Here is a 20419-nt window from a genome sequence, read left to right as displayed (position 1 = left end):
GATACCGGTAACAAAATGCCTGTTAAAACTACTTCAAAAATTATTGTAACGCAGTAGATGCAGGAGGAGTGCTTTGTATGCCCCATGATTCTGGATATTTATATCCGGCAAAGCGTTTAAACGCATATTGTTTAAACGCTGCTGAATTGTACGCAGCAGTAATGTCTTTTACCCATTGGGTATCTTTATCAGCCGTGCGAATTGCTGCCCAGTTGACATAGGTGTAGCCAGGTTCAAGGAATAATGCTGATGTGAACTTTAGTCCTGAGCTCGTGGCAAAATTGCCATTGATGACCGCAAAATCCACATCGTGACGAGAACGAGGTAATTGGGCTGCTTCCAGCGCCACCAGCTTGATGTGTTTATTGTTACTGGCTATATCTGATAGTGAGGCCTTCAACGGGTTAATATTGTTTTTTAGACTTATCCAGCCGAGCTTATCCAGCATCACCAATGCGCGGGCAAGATTAGAAGGATCGTTAGGAACAGAGACACTAGAACCACTTTTGACTGCACTCAGCTCATGTAGTTTGCCGCTGTAGATACCGAGCGGACCAGTTGGAACTTGAAACACGGGCATGATGGCCAGATGACGAGACTGGGCAAAATCATCTAGATAAGGTTTATGCTGAAATACATTGATGTCGATAGATTTATCTGCCAGAGCAAGATTGGGACGGACATAATCCGTAAACTCCAATAGCTGAACGTGGTAGCCTTGTTTTTCCAGTTCAGGCTTGACCTGATCGCGCACCATGTCAGCAAAATCGCCTACAGTGGTGCCGATGATAATTTCTTTTTTTGTTTGAACTGATGAAGCAGCGGAGTGCTGAGTTTTTTCGCCACCACAGGCTGAAAGGAACAGGAGGCTCAGGCAAACAAAGAGGGTGTTCAGAATTATTTTCACACAATGTCTTTCTTTTAATCGTTAGTATGCAGAATGATTGTTTAGTGTCTTTTATCAGACGCATCTGACTCTTGTTCTCATATGTAGGCATAGACACAAATAAATTGCGCTAGACTGCCCAGCATCACAAAAATATGCCAGATGCCATGTCCGTGGCGGATTTTTTCATCATTAATAAACCAGTATATGCCAATACTGTATGCCAATCCACCGCTAATAAGCCAGAAGAGGCCGGGAGCGGACATGTGGTGTATCAGTGGATAGATGGCAACAATAATTAGCCAGCCCATCAATAAATATAGTATCAAGGATAGAATACGAGTTTCACTTTTACGCCCGATAGTCACTTCTTGAATGATACCAAATATTGCCAGTCCCCATGAGATACCAAATAGGGACCAGCCCCAGCCGCCGTTGAGTGTGGTGAGTGTAAAAGGAGTATAACTACCGGCAATCAGCAAATATATGGCGCAGTGGTCAAATTTTTGTAGTACGGCTTTAGCGTGATGTGAGCGGATGGAATGATACAAAGTGGAGATACCATACAGAAATATCAGACTACCACCATATATGGCCGAGCTGACTATTCGATAAGCATCGCCATACAGTGCAGATTTTATTAGCAGAAAGACCGTTCCAATGATAGATAGTATAAAGCCGGTCAGGTGAGAGTAAGCGTTAAAACGTTCGCCATAATACATTTCGAAATAACTTGGCTATTAATTAAGAGTCTATCGTTTCACTACCTGCGTCAGGGTGCAAGTGTTTTTTCGTTTATTATTTGCAATGAGGTAGTGTTTAGGTACTGAATGATGGCTGTTCAACTGCTAGTAAGCACAGTAAAATAGATAATTTTGCAGACTATCAGAAATTTCCTTTCATGCTGACTTTCCAAGAAATAATTTTTACATTACAGAATTACTGGGCCCGTCGTGGCTGCGTGGTATTGCAGCCGCTGGATATGGAAGTAGGTGCGGGTACCAGCCATCCGGCCACCTGTCTGCGCGCGCTGGGGCCTGAGCCGTGGTTTGCTGCCTATGTCCAGCCCTCCCGCCGGCCTAAAGACGGACGCTATGGTGAAAATCCTAATCGTCTGCAGCATTATTATCAGTTTCAAGTAGCGTTAAAGCCGGCTCCAGATAATATTCAGGAATTGTATTTGGCTTCTTTGCAGGAGCTGGGAATAGACCCACGTCAGCATGATATCCGTTTTGTGGAAGATGACTGGGAAAATCCAACGCTTGGTGCCTGGGGATTAGGCTGGGAAGTTTGGCTTAACGGCATGGAAGTCACTCAGTTCACTTATTTTCAGCAAGTGGGAGGCATGGATTGCTCGCCAGTGCTCGGTGAAATTACTTATGGTGTTGAACGGCTGGCAATGTATTTACAGGGTGTAGACAATGTTTACGATCTGGTCTGGGCGAAAACGCTAGACGGACAGATTGTGACCTACGGTGATGTCTACCATCAGAATGAGGTTGAACAGTCTACCTACAACTTTGAATACAGTAATGCTGATTGGCTTCTGACACAGTTTAATGATTATGAAGCTGAAGCCAAACGTCTGTTGGCTGTTGAAGATATTAGTCTAGCACTACCTGCTTATGAACTGGTGCTGAAAGCAGGACACACATTTAATCTGCTTGATGCGCGTGGTGCAATTTCGGTGACCGAACGTGCCACCTATATTGGCCGTGTGCGTGCATTAAGTCGTGCGGTGGCGCATAAATATGTGGAAAGCCGTGAAAAACTTGGTTTCCCTCTACTGAACAAAAAATCTACCGGCCACACAGCCTGATTCGAATGAAAGTATTATTTGCATGAATGCTCCTTTATTAATTGAACTGCGTACTGAAGAACTGCCACCTAAGGCGCTGAATAATTTGGGCGAGAGTCTTGCTGCCGGTGTTGTGGATGGACTGGAAAAAGCACAGCTCATAGATGGTGTGGCTGATTATCAGGTCTTTGCTGCGCCAAGACGTTTAGGTGTACTGGTTCAGAATGTAAAAGCAGTACAGGCAGACCAACGTATTATCAAAAAAGGTCCTAGTGTGGCAGCCGGTATGAAAGATGGTGAACCCACTAAAGCCTTGCAGGGATTTGCACGCAGCAATCAGATTGAAATTAGTCAACTTACACAGATAAATGATGGCAAACAGATGGTGTATGCGTATGAATATACGCAGGCAGGCCAGCCATTGAGTGCTCTCTTAAGCGAAATTCTTAATCAGGCTATTAAAAAATTGCCTATTCCCAAGGTTATGCACTGGGGCAGTAGTACGTTTACTTTTGTACGGCCGGTGCACGGACTGATTATGTTGCATGGCAGTGAAATCGTTGCTGGTAGTGTATTGGGTCTGAGTAGCCAAAATTGGACTTTAGGTCATCGCTTCCTGAGCGAAGGCAGAATTATTATTCAGCATGCTGAAGATTATGCACAGCAAATGCTGGAACAAGGTAAAGTAGTAGTTAGTTTTGCTGAACGTCGTGCTCGTATTGAGCAAGATTTAAGCACTGCGGCCGAATCGCTGCATGCGCATGTGGCTTATGCAGATGGACTGTTGGATGAGGTAACCGCGCTGGTAGAATGGCCGGTGGTACTACAGGCAAGTTTCGATGAGCGTTTTTTACAGGTACCACAAGAGTGCCTGATTCTGACCATGCAGCAGAATCAAAAATATTTTCCACTACTGAGCGGTGACGGTAAGCTGATTAACCGCTTCTTGCTAGTGTCTAATTTACAGACTGAAAATCCAGTTCACATTATTCATGGTAATGAACGGGTATTGCGTGCTCGTCTAGCCGATGCAGAATTCTTTTACCGTCAGGATCAGAAATTTACGTTGGCCAGCCGTCTACCTCGTTTACAAAATGTGGTTTATCACAATAAGCTGGGTAGTCAGGCTGAAAGAGTTCAGCGAATTATCCGTCTAGCTAAAACAATTGCTCCGTTGTTAAATGCAGATGTTAATCTGGCTGCACGTGCTGCAGAACTGGCTAAAGCTGATCTACTGACTGATATGGTAGGAGAGTTCCCTGAATTACAAGGCACAATGGGCAAATATTATGCGCTGCATGATGGTGAGAATCCAAATGTTGCTGTCGCGATAGAACAACATTACTGGCCACGCTTTGCTAATGATGTCTTGCCGGATAATGTGTTGGGAACGGTAGTGGCACTGGCTGACAAACTTGAAACCTTGATAGGTATTTGGGGTATCGGCCTTGTTCCTACTGGTGATAAAGACCCATATGCCTTGCGTCGTAGTGCTCTGGGTATTTTGCGCATGCTCATGCAGCATCATTTGGCGCTGCAGCCATTACTACAGGCCGCGTTTGCTACTTTCCCTGCCGGTAAACTAGCGGAAAATACTGTAGCTGAAGTGGCCGGATTTATGCAGGCTCGACTGGATATTCTGTTGCAGAATAATTATGAGCAGGATGTGGTTGCCGCGGTACTTGCAGGGCAAGTGGATGATTTGGGTGAATTAGATGCGCGTTTAGCCGCTGTTACCCAGTTTAAGCAGCTTGAGGAAGCAACAGCGCTGATCGCTGCGAATAAACGTGTACATAATCTGCTGAAAAAAACGGACGTATCAGCTTTGCCAGCTGTTGATTCTTCAAAATTGCAAGAACAGGATGAACTGAATCTATACCATGCTACTGAAGAAGTCGCTGTGCGCATTCAGGCAGCTATGAGAAAACAAGACTTTATTCAGGCATTGTCCGAACTCACCGGAATTAAAAAAAAGGTGGATGTATTCTTTACTAATGTAATGGTAATGGATGAAAATGAGGCCATCAGAAATAATCGTCTGGCTTTATTACTGTTTTTGTCTCACCAGATGAATGCTGTGGCTGATATTGCTCTTTTGAATGAGTAGTACTGCCTTAACCCGTTCCCTTAATAGATGAAAGCTGAATTATGATATTAGATAATGTGGTGTTTCATACTGAAGAAGATTATCCGCCGGCATTGGCTCTGGCCAATGCGGCCACACACATGGGATATTATTGGTCTTGGATTGTGCGGCGTGGTCTGTACAATCCAGAATGGGATGAAGCAGCAGAAGAAGACATGGGCGCTTTAAAGGCACAGGCGATAAGTGGTGCTGAATTTGTACTAAATAATATGGCTGGCTGTCTGGAAGACAGTGATTTTAACGAAGAAGGATGCCGCTTTTCTCTGTATTACTACGATGATGAAGAGGAGGGGTATGGTCGTTTTATGGAAGATTATGTCCAAACACTAAATACGCCGGCGCTGGAAAGCTTTTATCATGTTGAAATTTCCGATGAAAATCAGGCTTTACTGGACGGGGTATTTGATAGTGCCCTGATGCAGTGGAGGCAAAGTCTGAAACCTGCACAGTAAGGATATTTATGATATTGAGTGGAAAAGGCAAACTAATTATTCTTGATCGAGATGGGGTGCTCAATGCAATGCAGCCGCAGCCTATTAGTGATCCAGATCAATGGCATCCTCTGCCAGGCAGCATGGATGCGGTGGCCTTTCTAACTCAAAGCGGATACACGGTAGTGGTAGCAGAAAATATGTCGGGTATCGGGCGCAATCAAGTCACGATGGAACAACTGAATGAAGTGCATGGGAAAATGCACAATTATATTCAGAAAGCTGGTGGTCGACTGAGCGGTGTGTGGTTTTGTCCGCACACCAGCAATGCAAAATGCCATTGCCGCAAACCTCAGCCGGGTTTATTGCTGGATATACTCGACCGGCTACATATGAGAGCAGAGGATACATGGCTGGTCGGTGATGGTATTCGTGATATGGAAGCAATAGCAGCCATCGGAGGCCATCCAATACTGGTATTAACGGGGAAAGGCAAAGAAACGCTAAAAATGGAAACTTTGCCTGAAGATACGCAGGTGTATGACGATTTGCTTGATTTTGCTAAATTCTGTCGTACACAGGCTGAAAAATCAGCCGAGGAATAATTTAACATGCTGTTGTTACGTAATTTAATTTACTGGTTTTGTTTGTGTATATTCTCGCTAGTTTGGCTGATGGTGGTGATTGTTTCCATGCTTGTCCCTAAAGGCGTGACATGGACGACAACTGCATGGGGTAAAACCCTGTTCTGGATGCTGGAACATATTATTGGCCTTAAATATGAAGTAATTGGCCGGGAAAATATTCCGCAGGAGCCGGGTATTGTATGTTGTAAACATCAATCGGGCTGGGAAACGCTGGCTATGTTGTATTTTTTCCCAGATCTGGCTTTTGTGGCAAAACGTGAGCTTTTTCGGATTCCGGTATTTGGCTGGGCGTTGAAATGGCGTGGTACTATCGGGATAGACCGTAATAATCCCAAAGCAGCAAATGCGCAGATAATCAGTCAGGGCAAAATATGCCATCAGAAAGGCATGTGGATTTGCATCTTTCCTGAGGGTACCCGTATTAAACCGGGCTATCGCGGTCATTATAAAAAAGGCGCTGCGCGCATGGCTCAGGAACTACATCTTAATTTGATACCAGTAGCCTTAAACAGTGGTGAATTCTGGCCTAAGGACTCTTTTTTGAAGTATCCAGGTAAAGTGACCGTAGTGATTGGTGCGCCAATACACTATGAACAGGCACATAATCCTGAAGAGCTAATTAAGCATTGTGAGCAGTGGATAGAAGACAAACAGATAGAAATTCAGGGTGTGGGACCTTTTGCACCGAAAAATCCTCAAGTACCCACGCCCGTCTTACCTCACTAATCAATTTAATGAGGCCAAATAATAGATTGAAAATCAATTCATTAATTACGATTTATTGTTTTTTAATTGGCTAACTTAGTGTTGCTTAGTTGTCTGTAATCAAAATCTAGTTTCTACATGGCTGTTTAAAGAAGAGATAGTTGATTTTTCATAAATGCTTTGATTAAGCGATGGCTAGGTCGTGCATACATTGATAAATCTGTTACGTTTATTCGCGTTTGCCGATCAGAATTCTGCTAGAGCATAAATATGTCGGTGATTATTCACACTACTCAAGATGGCTGTGCTATCAAGTTTCACTTGCGGCGGACGGCGCGGAAAAATATCATTGTACGCGTCGCTTCGGCTTCTATATTAACTGTCAATATACCGCCTTTTGTCTCCCTGAAACAATTGCAGCAATGGTTTGGTGCCAATGAAGCGGCGCTTAAGCGGTTGTGGCAGCAGTCGAAAACTATTAAAACAGAGTTACCGAACACTATCTGGTATCGTGGGCAACGTTTCTCTTATACCTTTGCTAAGGGGCTCTCGGCTGTTCAATGGTATCAGCAACAGGGCTTTTTGTTACCAGAGACATTTGAAGCATCCGCGCTTGATATACTGCGAACGTGGCTAAGGCAGTGTGCTCAGACTGAGCTAATATCGCGTTTACAGTATTGGGCACTCGTGATGCAGCAACAACCCGCCTCCATGGCGTTAACTCAAGCACGTACTTTTTGGGGTGTATGCCGCAGGCGTACCGGTATCCGTCTAAATTGGCGTTTAATTGGTGCTCCGGCGTTTGTGGTTGATTATGTTTGTATTCATGAATTATGTCATCTGCGCTATGCGAATCATGGTAGGGACTTTTGGGCAATGGTGGCCAAATATACATCAAAGACGCATGATGCGCGTTTATGGTTGAAACGGCATGGATCTGAGTTGTTTGCACTGGATAATGTGCGCTAAAAATCGGCAAACAGCGCAATTGTAGTAAGCTGTAATTGCGCTGAATGATATACAAGTAAATCTCAATGAGTGTGTTAAAAAGCTGGTGTCAGATATAAATACATTCGGTTTCAGCTGGCATCTACTGCGAGTTGTTTCATAATATTCTTGATTATTTGCACTCGTTGTTGCACGTCTTCTATGCCGATATTCACTCTGAGTTTGTCTGCACCGACAAGGCGGTAATTTTTATCATTTTGCATCATGGCAACTATGGTTGCCGGATTAATACAGTGATGCTTGCCAAATGTGAACGTTATGCTTTCGCTGCTAGCATCTATGGTATCTATACCTAGATTTGCTGCTTCGAGGCGCAGATGGTGACTGGCGATCAGTGTGGATACTGCCGGTTCAAGCAAGCCAAAACGGTCAATTAATTCTTCGTGAATCTGGTCTATTTCAGCTTCGGTTTCACTGCTGGCCAGCCGTTTGTACAAAACGAGGCGTGCATGGATGTCTGGACAGTAGCTTTCTGGCAACAAAGCTGGACTGTGTAGTTTAATGTCGCTGGTAATGCCTAGTGGCGCATCTAAATCCGGTTCGCGGCCTTTTTTCAAATTGCGTACCGCTTGTTTTAACATTTCAGTGTAGAGGGTGAAACCTACTTGAATCATTTCACCAGACTGACCTTCTCCGAGAATTTCACCAGCACCGCGAATTTCCAGGTCTTGCATCGCTAGAGTGAAACCGGCGCCTAAATCATCGGCCATTTCAATTGCTTCCAGTCGTTTCTGAGCATCTTTGGTCATGGCATCGGGCACAAGTAGATAAGCATAGGCCTGATGGTGGGAACGACCTACACGGCCGCGCAGCTGATGTAGTTGTGCCAGACCGAATTTATCTGCACGCTCAATGATAATGGTATTGGCATTAGGGATGTCTATGCCAGTTTCGATAATGGTTGAACATAGCAGTACGTTATAGCGCTGTTGTAGAAAGTCACGCATTACTTGTTCCAGCTCGCGCTCTCGTAGCTGTCCGTGTGCAATGCCAATGCGTGCTTCTGGCAATAAACTACTTAGTTTTTCATAAGCATTAGCGATGGTGTCTACTTCATTGTGCAGAAAAAAAACTTGGCCACCACGTTTCAGTTCGCGCATTACTGCCTCACGTATCAGTCCATCGCTGAGGGGACGGACAAAGGTTTTAACGGCTAAACGGCGGCTGGGTGCGGTGGTTATCAGGGAAAAATCACGTAGACCCTCTAAAGCCATGCTCAAGGTGCGTGGAATCGGTGTGGCGGTAAGAGTCAGTACGTCAACATTGGCGCGAAGGCTTTTTAGTTGTTCTTTCTGACGAACGCCAAATCGATGTTCTTCATCGATGATGACCAGACCAAGATTTTTAAAATGGACATCCGGCTGAACCAGTTTATGTGTGCCGATAACAATGTCAACAGTGCCATCTGCTAGTCCAGCAAGCGTGGCTTGTGTCTGTTTGCTGGTATTAAAACGTGAAAGTTGAGCAACTTTAATGGGAAAATCTGCAAAGCGGTCGGCAAAATTCTGGGCATGCTGCTCAACCAGCAGAGTAGTTGGAGCCAGTACCACGACTTGTTTGCCAGCCATAGCGGCTACAAAAGCTGCCCGTAAGGCAACTTCCGTTTTACCAAATCCTACATCGCCGCAAATAAGCCGATCCATTGGTTTTTCTGCGCATAAATCCTTAAGAGTGGCGGCAATAGCGGCCGCCTGATCTTCAGTTTCTTCATAGCCGAAGCCATTGGCGAAGGCCTGATAATCTATTTCGTTTAGGTTGAAGCGATGCCCTTGCTGTGCTTCACGCCGTGCATAGAGGTTTAAGAGTTCGGCAGCGGTATCTCTGGCTTTCTCAGCAGCTTTATGCCGTGCCTTATCCCATGCACCATGTCCGAGCTTGTGCAGGCTAACATTTTCATGTGCGCTACCGGCATAGCGGGAAATCAATTGCAGCTGGCTGACTGGTACGTATAGCTGTGAACCTTCGGCATACTCCAGCAGCATCATTTCACTGGCACCTTCACCCAGATCAAGTGTTACCAGACCTTGATAGCGACCAATGCCATGCTGTTCGTGTACAACAGGGTCGCCAATTTTGATTTCTGCCAGATCACGCAGCATACCGTCGGAAACGGCACTGTGTTTGCGGCGGGTGCGGCGACCACGTACGACGTATTGATATAAGTCGGCTTCGGTGATGATGGCCAACCTTTGTTCGGCCAACAGGCAGCCATAGCTTAATGGTGCAATGGTCAAACACAACTCAGCCTTGGCTTGAAGAAAATCTGCCCAGCCACTGACGATATGTGGCTGCAATTGATACTCACGCATGAAATTAAGCATGGTTTCACGTCGGCCAAGGCTTTCAGCACAGATTAATACTTTACCAGACCACTGCTGCAAAAAAGCTTTAAGAGAGTGCAGAGGATCGTCAGACTGCCTATCGACGGCAACATCAGGCAAGGTGTAGCTATTATGGTTGCTTAGCTCCGGTACCACACGTGCATATGCTTTGATGCGTGCCCCAATCTGATCTTCACTCATATATAAATAATGCGGAGCCAGCGGTGGATAGGCTGGGTCGCCTTGTGCCATGGTATAGCGCTGTTTAACATCCTGCCAGATACGTGCCGCTTCGTTGTGTATATCTCCTAGACTGACCAGAATAGCATCCTGATTGATGTAGTCAAAAATGCTGACGCATTCTTCTTCAAAGAACAGAGGCAGATAATATTCCACTCCGGCACCGAAGTGGCCTTCGGATACAGCTGCATAGACTGTTGCTTTACGGGGATCATTGCTGATTTCTTCACGAAAACGGCTACGAAAAATTTTTTGGGCATCGCTGTCGGTGGGGAATTCATGTGCAGGCAGCAGGCGGATTTCTTCAACACTGTTCAGGGTGCGCTGAGTATCGGCGTCGAATGTTTTAATGGTGTCGATTTCATTATCAAATAAATCGAGACGGAATGGAGTGTCACTACCCATCGGGAATATATCCAGTATCCCACCACGGGTGGCAAATTCACCGGTGGCTACTACATGGGTAACATGGTTGTAGCCTGCTTCTATCAGGCTGTGTTTGAGTGCATCAGTGTCCAATTGCTGGCCGGTCTTGAGCCAGAATGTACGGCCAAGCAAAAATGAAGGCGGGGCGATTTTTTGCATTGCTGTGGCTAGCGGCAACAGTAAAACATCAACCAGTCCGTTTTTTAATTGCCATAATGTGCTAAGGCGTTCGGATACCAGCTCCTGATGGGGAGAAAAATGTTCATATGGTAAGGTTTCCCAGTCAGGAAAAAATACAATACGCGCAGCTGGGTCAAAAAACTGCCATGCCGTCTGAATACGGATAGCCTGCTCTGCATCCGCTGTGAGAACAATTTTTAGTTTTTTTTCAGGCAAATGCTTGCTGAGAAGAAATGGCAGACTACCAGCATTTAAAACTGGCCAGTGTACGGTCTGACTGCTTTTGGGTAACACAAAAGGGGCAACAGCGGACATAGTTTCTGTTTTATAGGAAATAATTAATTAGATTTTCACTAGTTATGGGCAAGCTATGATAAGACAAGCCTGCGCCGACCGGCAATCATTGCCGCATACGTGAGAATGGATAAAATTTTAAAAAGTAAAGGCTATGTATTCTATTACAAATACAGTAGCCTTTGCTCTTGGTGGTTAGTTAAATATTCAGTTAATATAAATGATACAGATACATCACGGCGATGGTAATCAGAATGGCAAATGCGCAGCCGATTTTGGCAACAACGCCGAGAACTAGGCCAATTAGGGTAGCGAATCCTACTTTTCCAGCGGCCACTAAATTACGTCTGGCAATGAATTCACCGGTCGCTGCTCCGATTAACGGGCCTAATATCATACCTGGAAGGGCAAAGAACATACCGATAATGGCGCCGATAAAAGCCCCCCAGATGGCTTTTCTGCTTGCACCACTATGCTTGGCTCCAAGTACGCCAGCCATGTAATCCATACCACAGCCTAAGGCGGTGAGAATTGCCAACGTAATCAGTGTGCCTGTACCCATAATCTGATAATCGCTGCTTAGAGCCAATAGCCATGCGCCGCCAAACATAAGTGGCAATCCGGGTAGGGCGGGCATAAATGTACCTAACAGCCCGATAAATAATAAAACAATAGCCAATATCACCAAAACTGAGGTCATGGCAGATAAGTCCTCGCGAAAAAAGGAATAATAATTTTAGATTGGGGATGCTGCTGTCACACTCAAGAGTAAATTATGTTGTGAAGGTAAAAGTTATGTAATCGGTTAGGACTAACCAATAATTGTAGCAGTTGGAAATGGTATTTGTATATTGGTGTCTTTTCCGGATACTGTGACCGTTGGTAAAGTATGCATATTTGAAAACTGCTTGATTCTCTTCTTAAACTTATTTTGCTGTTGAGGCTGTGATCAGCAATCAGAGACGATGGTGAATACCAAATAATGGTATGCGAACGTATTTTTATTATGTAAATGCTGAAACAGGCAGCCAGTTGGTGGCTGCCTGTTGTGCTGTAAAGGTCGGAATCAATCCAGTTTTTTAAAGTGTTTGCGCCGTTCCTGCTCGCTTAGATAACGTTTACGCAGGCGAATGGTCTGAGGAGTGATTTCTACAAGTTCATCATCATCAATGAATTCTACAGCTGCTTCCAAAGACATTAAAACGGGCGGAGTAAGGCGCACAGCTTCATCGGTTCCGGAGGCACGGACATTGGTCAGTTTTTTGCCTTTCAGAGGGTTGACTACTAGATCGTTGTCACGGCTATGGATGCCAATAATCATACCTTCGTAAATTTTCTCGCCCGGATTGATAAACATGCGGCCGCGGTCTTCAAGATTCCACAGTGCATAGGCAACAGCGTCACCTTGTTCTTGTGAAACCAGTACGCCATTACGACGGCCGGGAATTTCTGCCTTCACCGGTGCGTAGTTATCAAATACATGGCTCATCAGTCCCTGACCACGAGTCATGGTCATGAATTCGCCCTGAAAACCAATCAGGCCGCGGGCTGGAATACGGTATTCTAGGCGAGTGCGTCCTTTACCATCACTTTCCATATTGGTAAGTTCACCACGGCGGCGACCCAACTCTTCCATGACAGCGCCCTGGGTGTTGTCTTCTACATCGACAGTCAGATTTTCGTAGGGTTCGCATTTTACGCCGTCGATTTCGCGGAATACTACGCGTGGTTTGCCCACGGCTAGCTCATAACCTTCGCGGCGCATGTTTTCAATCAGAATGGTTAGATGCAGTTCGCCACGGCCGGAAACGCGGAAAACATCGGCGTCGGCGGTGTCTTCCACCCGCAGAGCAACGTTAGTCAGCAGTTCTTTCTGCAAACGTTCGCGAATCTGACGGCTGGTAACGAATTTGCCTTCTGTACCGGCCAGAGGGCTGGTATTTACCATAAAGTCCATGGTAAGAGTAGGTTCGTCCACGCTGAGCATTGGTAAGCCTTGTGGTTGTTCGCGATCTGCAATGGTGACGCCGATACCAATATCTTCTAGTCCGGAAATGGTGACGATATCACCAGCTTCTGCTTCCTGTAGTGGAATGCGCTCTAGACCTTTAAAGCCAAGTAGCTGATTGATTCTTCCCTGACCAATCTGCTGGTCTTCATTCATAATAGCCACTACCTGGCCCGGTTTTATGCGTCCGTTCAGAATACGGCCAATACCGAGACGGCCGGTGTAATTGTCATAATCCAGCTGGGAAATCTGCAATTGCAAAGGTTGGTCGGCATCGCCGGCCGGTTCAGGTGTATATTTGAGAATGGTCTCAAACAGCGGACGCATGTCGTTGGATTCGTCCTCTTCATTCAGTTTAGCAAAGCCGGTCAAACCGGAAGCATAAACAATGGGAAAGTCGAGCTGTTCGTCTGTGGCACCCAGTTTGTCAAAAAGTTCGAATGTCTGGTCGATTACCCAGTTTGGACGTGCACTAGGCTTATCAATTTTGTTGATAACCACAATTGGTTTTAATCCCAGTGCCAGTGCTTTTTTGGTGACAAAGCGGGTTTGCGGCATCGGGCCTTCCTGTGCATCGACCAGTAGTAGTACGCAGTCTACCATGCCCAGTACGCGTTCTACTTCGCCGCCGAAATCAGCGTGTCCCGGGGTATCGACGATATTAATGTGATAGCCTTCATATTCGATGGCAGTATTTTTAGCCAGAATGGTAATGCCACGCTCTTTTTCTAGATCGTTGCTGTCCATTACCCGTTCGTCTACTTGCTGGTTGGCACGAAATGTACCAGACTGGCGTAGTAGCTGGTCTACCAGTGTGGTTTTGCCGTGGTCGACGTGTGCGATAATGGCAATATTGCGAATTTTTTTACTCATGGGGGTGTGTAACCTAGTTGTATTTGCTATTCAGAGGTAAATTAACCTTGAATTATAACATTTACTCTGCTTTTCGTGGAATTTTTAGCAAAATCAGGCTGTCTGCTAATCTTAATCGCGCGGATTTGTTTCGACTGCTGTTAGGTTATAGCCATGAAGCGTCTATTGTGCTTTGTCGGCTAAAGAGGTTATCTACGAATGCTGTATTGTTTTATATATAGGAATCTGCGTAATGGAACAGTTGGAATTTTTTGTTATTCCGAGCCCCTGTCGCGGTGTATGTGAAAGTAATCAAAAAGGCTATTGCAAAGGTTGCCTGCGCAGTAGGGATGAGCGTCTGTATTGGTTAAAATTTTCTGATAGGCAGAAGCAGCAAGTACTGCGTTTATGTCAATTGCGCCGGCGTAAGCTTGAACAACTGTTGCAGCAGTCACAACAAGTTGGTGAAGACAAGGACAGTTTAATAGAAAAATTATGGATACAGGCGGATTTTGATTTTTAAATTTCTGAATAAGCTGTTAATCTGCGCTAAATTTTGTTTTAGGGGAAAAAATGCATTTTCTGATTATCAGTATCTTATGTAGTGTGGCTGTATCCGTATTGCTGAAAGTAGCACGTAGAAATGGAGTGGTTATTGCTCAGGCGGTAGCGGTGGGTTATCCAGTTGCCGCTCTATGCAGTTGGTTGTTTCTGCATCCACAGTTATCAGACTGGCAAGTTTATGCTCACCACTGGATAATTTTTCTTGCACTGGGTATCGGGCTGCCACTAGGCTTTATTGTGTTGGGCAAAGCCATTGAGCAGGCCGGTATGGTTAAAACAGATGCTGCACAGCGCCTTTCGTTATTTTTACCTATACTGGCGGCTTTTATATGGTTTGGTGAAAGCCTGAGTAATAATAAAATAATTGGGATTGCACTAGCTCTGATGGCTTTGCTGGCGTTACTTTATCGCGAAAAATCGACTAAAAGTAAGCAAAAGGGTGGGTTTTTCAGTACCGCAGGCTGTCTTTTTGGGGTGTGGCTGTGTTATGGCACTACGGATATTTTATTTAAGCAGATGGCTAAAAGCGGCACAGCTTTTGCCCCGACTTTGCTGATAGCATTTATTTTGGCTGCTGTGCTGATTATAGGCTATTTGCTTTTACGCCGAACGGTCTGGAATGCAGCCAGTATTCTGGCCGGTTTACTACTGGGCTGTCTGAATTTTGCTAATATTTTGTTTTATATTCGTGCTCATCAGCAGTTTCAGCAGAACCCGTCACTGGTATTTGCTGGTATGAATCTAGGTGTGATTACGCTAGCTACGGTAATTGGTGCTTTGATATTTAAAGAAAAAATTAATGGCATGAATCTAGCGGGTATTGTGCTGGCCATAGCTGCTATCTGGTTTCTGTTTTACGGCAGCAGTCTTCATTCGATTTTGCCAGGTATGTAAAATAAAAGCTGTTCTGGTGTACCAGAACAGCTTTTTTATGCTTTAGCTGGCATTGCTGAGCTGCGCCAGCTGCTGAGCCTGATGCTCGGCTATCAGTGCCTGTGTCAATTCGCTTAAATCACCGTCCATAATAAAATCAAGTTTATGTAAAGTAAGATTAATGCGATGGTCTGTGACCCGTCCTTGAGGGTAATTGTACGTGCGTATGCGCTCACTGCGGTCACCACTGCCAATCAGACTTTTGCGCTCGGCTGCTTCTTTGGCATGAGCTGCATGCTTCTGCTGTTCGTATAAGCGTGAAGCAAGTACCTTCATTGCCTGTGCTTTATTCGCATGTTGTGAACGGCCATCCTGACATTCTACTACCATACCGGTGGGTAGATGGGTGATACGTACGGCCGAATCGGTTTTATTGATATGCTGTCCGCCGGCGCCGGATGCACGGAAGGTATCAATACGCAAATCATTCGGATTCAACTGTACTTCCGCAACTTCATCAGCTTCGGGCATGATGGCTACGGTGCAGGCTGAAGTATGTATTCTGCCTTGACTTTCAGTAGTCGGTACACGTTGTACTCGATGTCCGCCTGATTCGAATTTGAGCTGGCTGTATACATTCATGCCGGCAATACGTGCAATCACTTCCTTATATCCGCCCAAGTCGCTTTCACTGGCTGATACAATTTCTACCTGCCAGCCCATACGTTCGGCAAAACGGGTATACATGCGCATCAAATCACCTGCAAACAAAGCTGCTTCATCACCGCCGGTACCGGCACGGATTTCGATAAATATATTTTTATCGTCGTCTTCATCTTTAGGTAAGAGCAGTTTTTGCAGTTCACCATCTAACTGAGCAATCTGATTGCGCGCATGGGTAATTTCTTCTGCTGCAAATTCTTTTAATTCTGGGTCTGTCAGCATTTCTTCAGCAGCTGTCAGATCAGTTTGCGCTTGTGTGTACTGGCGGTATGTATCCACCACCGGCGTGAGTTCTGCATGTTCACGAGTGAGGCGACGATATTCGTCTATATCGTTGGTAACATCAGGAGAAGCCAGCAATGCGGTTACTTCCTCCAGACGTTCCGTCAGGTGCTGTAACTTTTCTATCAATGAAGGTTTCATCTGGAATCCTGTAATTATTTAAACTTTTAATCAATTGAAACTTTTGGTGAGTACTACTGCAAACCTATTGCTGAATTACATTTACTGCTGTAAATGTGAATCATTCAGGTGATAAATCAAACTAATGGCCTTTGCCAGCTCAGGATGTTGCTGGCTGTCTTTATTCAGCGCACGAGTAGGGGCATGCAGGAGAGTATTGGTAAGTTCATGGCTCAGACGTTGCAATACTTCTTCAACTGCTGTGCCATTACGCAAGCGGCGCATAGCCTTAGCTACCACTTTGCAGCGCTGTTCTTCGCCTTGGCTACGCAAAGCGCAAATCAAGGGTACACTGCTGCGTGTCTGCTGCCAGGCAATAAATTCAGCCACTTTGGAAGCCACCATTTTTTCTGCAGCTGCGGCAGCTTGCTGTCGGGCAGCCTGCCCATGCTGCACAATACTGACCATATCGTCCACAGTATATAGATAAGCATCGTTGAGCTCGCCGGCTTCAGTCTCGATGTCACGCGGCACAGCTAAATCAAGCAGAAATACAGGCATACCGCGCCGTAGTTTAAGTGCCCGTTCGACCAAGCCTTTGCCAATGACCGGAAACGGGCTGGCAGTGGAGGACACCACCACATCGTATTCGGGCAGGATATCAGGTAAGTCCGTCAGAATACGGGCATTGGCACCGTTATTCAATTTGCTGCATAACTCCTGGGCTCTGGTTAGCGTGCGATTAAGTACCGTAAGGCGTCGCGGATGCTCGGCAGCAAAATAGGTAGCCACTAGCTCAATCATTTCACCGGCACCCACCATTAATACATTCAACGCGGCAATATCAGGAAATATCTGTGCAGCCATTTTCACCGCTGCCGCCGCCATGGATACTGAATTTTCACCAACGGCACTTTCATTGCGAATCTCTTTGGCTGCTGCAAAGGTTTTTTCAAATAATGCATTCAGGTGCTGGTGTAAAGTATGTTGACTGCGTGCTATGCGCACTGCTTCTTTAAGCTGTCCCAGAATCTGTGGTTCACCCAGTACCATGGAATCCAGACCGCAGGCTACCCGAAAAGCATGCTGTATGGCCTGCACATCGTGCAGTCTGTACAGATAAGGTGCGAATTCTGTGAATGGTAACTGATGATAACTGGCCAACCACTGTATGGCAGCATCAGCATCTCCAATACAATAGATTTCGGTGCGATTACAGGTGGACAAGATCATCGCTTCAGCAATATTTGTCTGACAGCCGAGTGAACACAGAGCTTCTGACAGTACAGCCGCCGGAAAGGCCAGACGTTCGCGCACTGAAACAGGAGCGGTTTGGTGATTAAGTCCGATAACGGTTAAAGACATGTTGCCTGAAGTTATTTGCGTTTACCCGCTGCCGCGGGTAGGATAAATGCCAAGCAGACTTTATATTACGATTAAATATAAAGCTGTTAAAGTGCTCAATTATACGCTATTAGTACCGAAAAATCAGCAAGACGGTCTTGCACTGCTATCATCATTTTTGCGTGTATAAATTAATACTATGAATAATCTGGATTTGCATGACATACGTCAGGATTACAGCCAACAGTCACTTAGTGAAGCCGATTGTTGTGCTCATCCACTAGAACAGTTTCAAAAGTGGCTAACAGAAGCCATACATGCCAAAGTGAATGAACCTACTGCGATGAATGTGGCTACAGTGGATCAACATGGCCGTCCCAATGCGCGCATCGTATTATTAAAAGAAGTGACCGAAAAGGGATTTGTGTTCTTTACCAATTATCATAGCCGTAAGGGTCGTGCTTTAAGCCAGCATCCCTATGCTGCACTGACTTTTTTTTGGCCAGAGCTGGAACGTCAGGTGCGGGTGGAGGGCGTAGTACTGCAGCTAGCTGCTGAAGATTCTGATGCTTATTTCCGTTCCCGTCCCTACAGCAGCCGTATCGGAGCCTGGGCAAGTGAGCAAAGTTCGGTTATCAGTAGCAAAGCCGTGCTGATGACTCGTGCCGCTGCGTTTGGAGCAAAATACTTGCTGAACGTACCACGTCCTCCGCATTGGGGTGGGTATCTGGTCGAGCCTGATCTTGTGGAGTTTTGGCAGGGAAGACCTAGCCGTCTGCATGACCGTGTTCAGTATATGCGAGAAAAAGGCCTATGGATTAAGCAGCGATTAGCACCATAGAATTTGCTGACATTTTTCTAGTTAATACTATTGCTCACGGTACATTTTGTTTGCGAAAGTTGTAGCCAGCGGGCTGTCGCTCAGAACTTTCTGCTGAATAAATTCTTCTGCCATCGTTTTAAGTTGAAAACGATCTGCATGTTGATTTTCTGTAATCATTAGTGGTTCAGCAAAATCCACTTTTACTGTAATTTCAGGTATCGAAACGATGTTCCACAGACTGCGCAGCAAACTGGTTTTACCGGCAAAGGCTACTTTAGGTGTGCGTTTGGCCTGTGTATCGTAATAACGTATGGCAACAGACATTACCGGCCGATTTGCTTCAATGGCGGCTTGAAATAGAGCAGCTTTAAAGGGTAAGGTGGTCAAACCTTCAGAGGTGTACGCTTCGGGAAAAAAGAGCACATTTCTGCCTTGCAGCAAAGCTTCTTTGATAGCTTTAATCACAGGGCTAATGTCCTGCCGTGACAGCCTGTTAATGTAGACGGTACCACCATTAGTAGCAAGTTTGCCCAATATAGGCCACGACTGAATACTTTGTTTGGCAATATACCCGCCTGGTATATAGGCCATCAGCACAAATATATCCAACCAACTCACATGATTAGCCACAGTCAGCCACGGCATACTGGCTGTATTTGGTAGAGGTTGTTGCGGTTCTACCTTAATATGAAGTATGTTGAGCAAATTTCTTCCAATGGAAACCAGTTCTCCATTCCGTTCGGTTGCACTGAGTTGCTCAAAATGATTAACCCGTCTGATGGTTTGTCGTAGCCACAATGCCAATTTAAAAATACGTTTATAGCGGGTAAAAAAAGAAGTAGATTTTGATGATGTCATTGTTATTTGTCGTTATTTTTGGCAATGAGGGCAATAAAAACTGCTACGTTGCCCCAATACCATTTTCTCAATCGGATGGCCGCATTTTAAACACGGTTCTCCAGCTCGTCCGTATACATAATGTTGTAACTGAAAATAGCCACTATTACCAGCACTGTTTACAAAATCGCGCAGCGTACTCCCACCAGCATTAATTGCTTCCTCCAATATTTGCTTGATAGCTCTAGTCAGTGCATTAACCTGAATTTTGCTTAAGCTCATGGCGGCGGCTGCAGGATGAATGCCGGAGCGAAATAGTGCCTCATTGGCGTAAATATTGCCTACACCCACCACCGTATGATTATCCATAATTGCCAGTTTAATCGCTCGCTTTTGTTTAGCCAGTTTTTGCTGCAAATATTCCTCATTAAATTTTTCACTTAGAGGTTCTGGTCCTAAATTAGCCAATAGAGGATGGTGTTCAACTACGCCAACAAACCACAAGACCGCCCCAAAGCGTCTGGGATCATGAAAGCGCAGCAAAGTGCCATTAGTAAACATAATATCCAGATGGTCATGTTTTTTCACTGCTGGCGCGCTGGAGTCAGTAAAAATACGCAGGCTTCCAGACATACCTAAATGAATAATCAAGGTTCCTGAAACTAATCCAATTAACAGATATTTTGCCCGCCGTTTCACCGAAACAACTATTTCACCCTCAAGTTGCGCACTCAGATTCTCCATCACCGGCCAGCGCAACCGTGGCTGTCGCACTTCAATACAGTCAATAGTCTGATTCACAATATAAGGCGCAATTCCTCGCAGAGTGGTTTCAACTTCAGGAAGTTCGGGCATAATTTAATGATAAAATTCTGAATAAAATCGACACAATATCATTATGAAAATAAATT

The 20419-nt window shown here is 45.3% G+C and carries 18 protein-coding genes; 9 read left to right on the top strand and 9 right to left on the bottom strand.

The window, feature by feature from the left end; translation table 11 throughout:
* Positions 1–40 precede the first annotated feature (40 nt).
* Positions 41–907, bottom strand: a complete 867-nt coding sequence (locus ACQP6D_RS01520; protein WP_370387977.1) for a MetQ/NlpA family ABC transporter substrate-binding protein — start codon at positions 905–907, stop codon at positions 41–43.
* A gap of 77 nt (positions 908–984) precedes the next feature.
* Positions 985–1608, bottom strand: a complete 624-nt coding sequence (gene trhA / locus ACQP6D_RS01515) for a PAQR family membrane homeostasis protein TrhA (RefSeq protein ID WP_100140098.1) — start codon at positions 1606–1608, stop codon at positions 985–987.
* A gap of 179 nt (positions 1609–1787) precedes the next feature.
* On the opposite strand from trhA, the gene glyQ reads away from it, so the two are divergent.
* The 6 genes from glyQ (at position 1788) to ACQP6D_RS01485 (ending at position 7582) form a co-directional block, all read left to right on the top strand.
* Positions 1788–2705 (top strand): glycine--tRNA ligase subunit alpha, encoded by a 918-nt coding sequence (gene glyQ, locus ACQP6D_RS01510; RefSeq protein ID WP_427857264.1) that lies wholly within the window; start codon positions 1788–1790, stop codon positions 2703–2705.
* A gap of 22 nt (positions 2706–2727) precedes the next feature.
* Complete coding sequence (gene glyS, locus ACQP6D_RS01505; protein WP_427857263.1) at positions 2728–4791, top strand: glycine--tRNA ligase subunit beta; 2064 nt, start codon at positions 2728–2730, stop codon at positions 4789–4791.
* Between the two features lie 41 nt (positions 4792–4832).
* Positions 4833–5282, top strand: a complete 450-nt coding sequence (locus ACQP6D_RS01500; RefSeq protein WP_257377999.1) for a cell surface protein — start codon at positions 4833–4835, stop codon at positions 5280–5282.
* 8 nt (positions 5283–5290) lie between these two features.
* Positions 5291–5866, top strand: a complete 576-nt coding sequence (gene gmhB / locus ACQP6D_RS01495; protein ID WP_100140101.1) for a D-glycero-beta-D-manno-heptose 1,7-bisphosphate 7-phosphatase — start codon at positions 5291–5293, stop codon at positions 5864–5866.
* A 6-nt stretch (positions 5867–5872) separates the two neighbouring features.
* Positions 5873–6634 carry a lysophospholipid acyltransferase family protein gene (locus ACQP6D_RS01490; protein WP_267390222.1) on the top strand — a complete coding sequence of 254 codons (762 nt, stop codon included), beginning with the start codon at positions 5873–5875 and terminating at the stop codon, positions 6632–6634.
* Positions 6635–6883: 249 nt separating this feature from the next.
* The gene (locus tag ACQP6D_RS01485) at positions 6884–7582 is read left to right on the top strand and encodes a M48 family metallopeptidase (protein WP_370386350.1); all 699 of its coding nucleotides are present in this window, start codon (positions 6884–6886) and stop codon (positions 7580–7582) included.
* 110 nt (positions 7583–7692) lie between these two features.
* Here ACQP6D_RS01485 and mfd read toward each other — a convergent pair whose 3' ends face one another.
* The 3 genes from mfd to typA form a co-directional block, all read right to left on the bottom strand.
* Complete coding sequence (mfd, locus tag ACQP6D_RS01480) at positions 7693–11103, bottom strand: transcription-repair coupling factor (RefSeq protein ID WP_427857262.1); 3411 nt, start codon at positions 11101–11103, stop codon at positions 7693–7695.
* Between the two features lie 190 nt (positions 11104–11293).
* The gene (locus ACQP6D_RS01475; RefSeq protein WP_367488561.1) at positions 11294–11782 is read right to left on the bottom strand and encodes a DUF456 domain-containing protein; all 489 of its coding nucleotides are present in this window, start codon (positions 11780–11782) and stop codon (positions 11294–11296) included.
* Between the two features lie 366 nt (positions 11783–12148).
* On the bottom strand, positions 12149–13963 hold the full coding sequence (typA, locus tag ACQP6D_RS01470) for a translational GTPase TypA (RefSeq protein ID WP_100152485.1): 1815 nt from the start codon (positions 13961–13963) through the stop codon (positions 12149–12151).
* Between the two features lie 232 nt (positions 13964–14195).
* Between typA and ACQP6D_RS01465 the strand changes: the two genes are divergently transcribed.
* Both ACQP6D_RS01465 and ACQP6D_RS01460 read left to right on the top strand, forming a co-directional pair.
* On the top strand, positions 14196–14465 hold the full coding sequence (locus ACQP6D_RS01465; protein WP_267408021.1) for a DUF1289 domain-containing protein: 270 nt from the start codon (positions 14196–14198) through the stop codon (positions 14463–14465).
* A gap of 50 nt (positions 14466–14515) precedes the next feature.
* Positions 14516–15400, top strand: coding sequence for a DMT family transporter (locus tag ACQP6D_RS01460; protein ID WP_367428618.1), 885 nt, complete (start codon positions 14516–14518; stop codon positions 15398–15400).
* A gap of 42 nt (positions 15401–15442) precedes the next feature.
* Here the strand turns inward: ACQP6D_RS01460 and prfA are convergent, their stop codons facing one another.
* Positions 15443–16525, bottom strand: a complete 1083-nt coding sequence (prfA, locus tag ACQP6D_RS01455) for a peptide chain release factor 1 (protein WP_267390228.1) — start codon at positions 16523–16525, stop codon at positions 15443–15445.
* Between the two features lie 81 nt (positions 16526–16606).
* On the bottom strand, positions 16607–17869 hold the full coding sequence (gene hemA, locus ACQP6D_RS01450; protein ID WP_370387269.1) for a glutamyl-tRNA reductase: 1263 nt from the start codon (positions 17867–17869) through the stop codon (positions 16607–16609).
* A gap of 187 nt (positions 17870–18056) precedes the next feature.
* Here hemA and pdxH point away from each other — a divergent pair, with 187 nt between their 5' ends.
* Positions 18057–18689, top strand: coding sequence for a pyridoxamine 5'-phosphate oxidase (gene pdxH / locus ACQP6D_RS01445; RefSeq protein ID WP_267390478.1), 633 nt, complete (start codon positions 18057–18059; stop codon positions 18687–18689).
* 27 nt (positions 18690–18716) lie between these two features.
* Here pdxH and ACQP6D_RS01440 read toward each other — a convergent pair whose 3' ends face one another.
* The gene (locus tag ACQP6D_RS01440) at positions 18717–19529 is read right to left on the bottom strand and encodes a lysophospholipid acyltransferase family protein (RefSeq protein ID WP_370387270.1); all 813 of its coding nucleotides are present in this window, start codon (positions 19527–19529) and stop codon (positions 18717–18719) included.
* Between the two features lie 12 nt (positions 19530–19541).
* Positions 19542–20363 (bottom strand): bifunctional DNA-formamidopyrimidine glycosylase/DNA-(apurinic or apyrimidinic site) lyase, encoded by an 822-nt coding sequence (mutM, locus tag ACQP6D_RS01435; protein WP_367418312.1) that lies wholly within the window; start codon positions 20361–20363, stop codon positions 19542–19544.
* Positions 20364–20419 lie beyond the last annotated feature (56 nt).

It is taken from the genome of Snodgrassella sp. CS2, from assembly GCF_050310315.1.
Classification (GTDB): Bacteria; Pseudomonadota; Gammaproteobacteria; order Burkholderiales; family Neisseriaceae; genus Snodgrassella; species Snodgrassella alvi_E.
The sequence above is the reverse complement of the archived record's forward strand: the minus strand, read 5'-3'. Positions and strand labels throughout refer to the sequence as shown.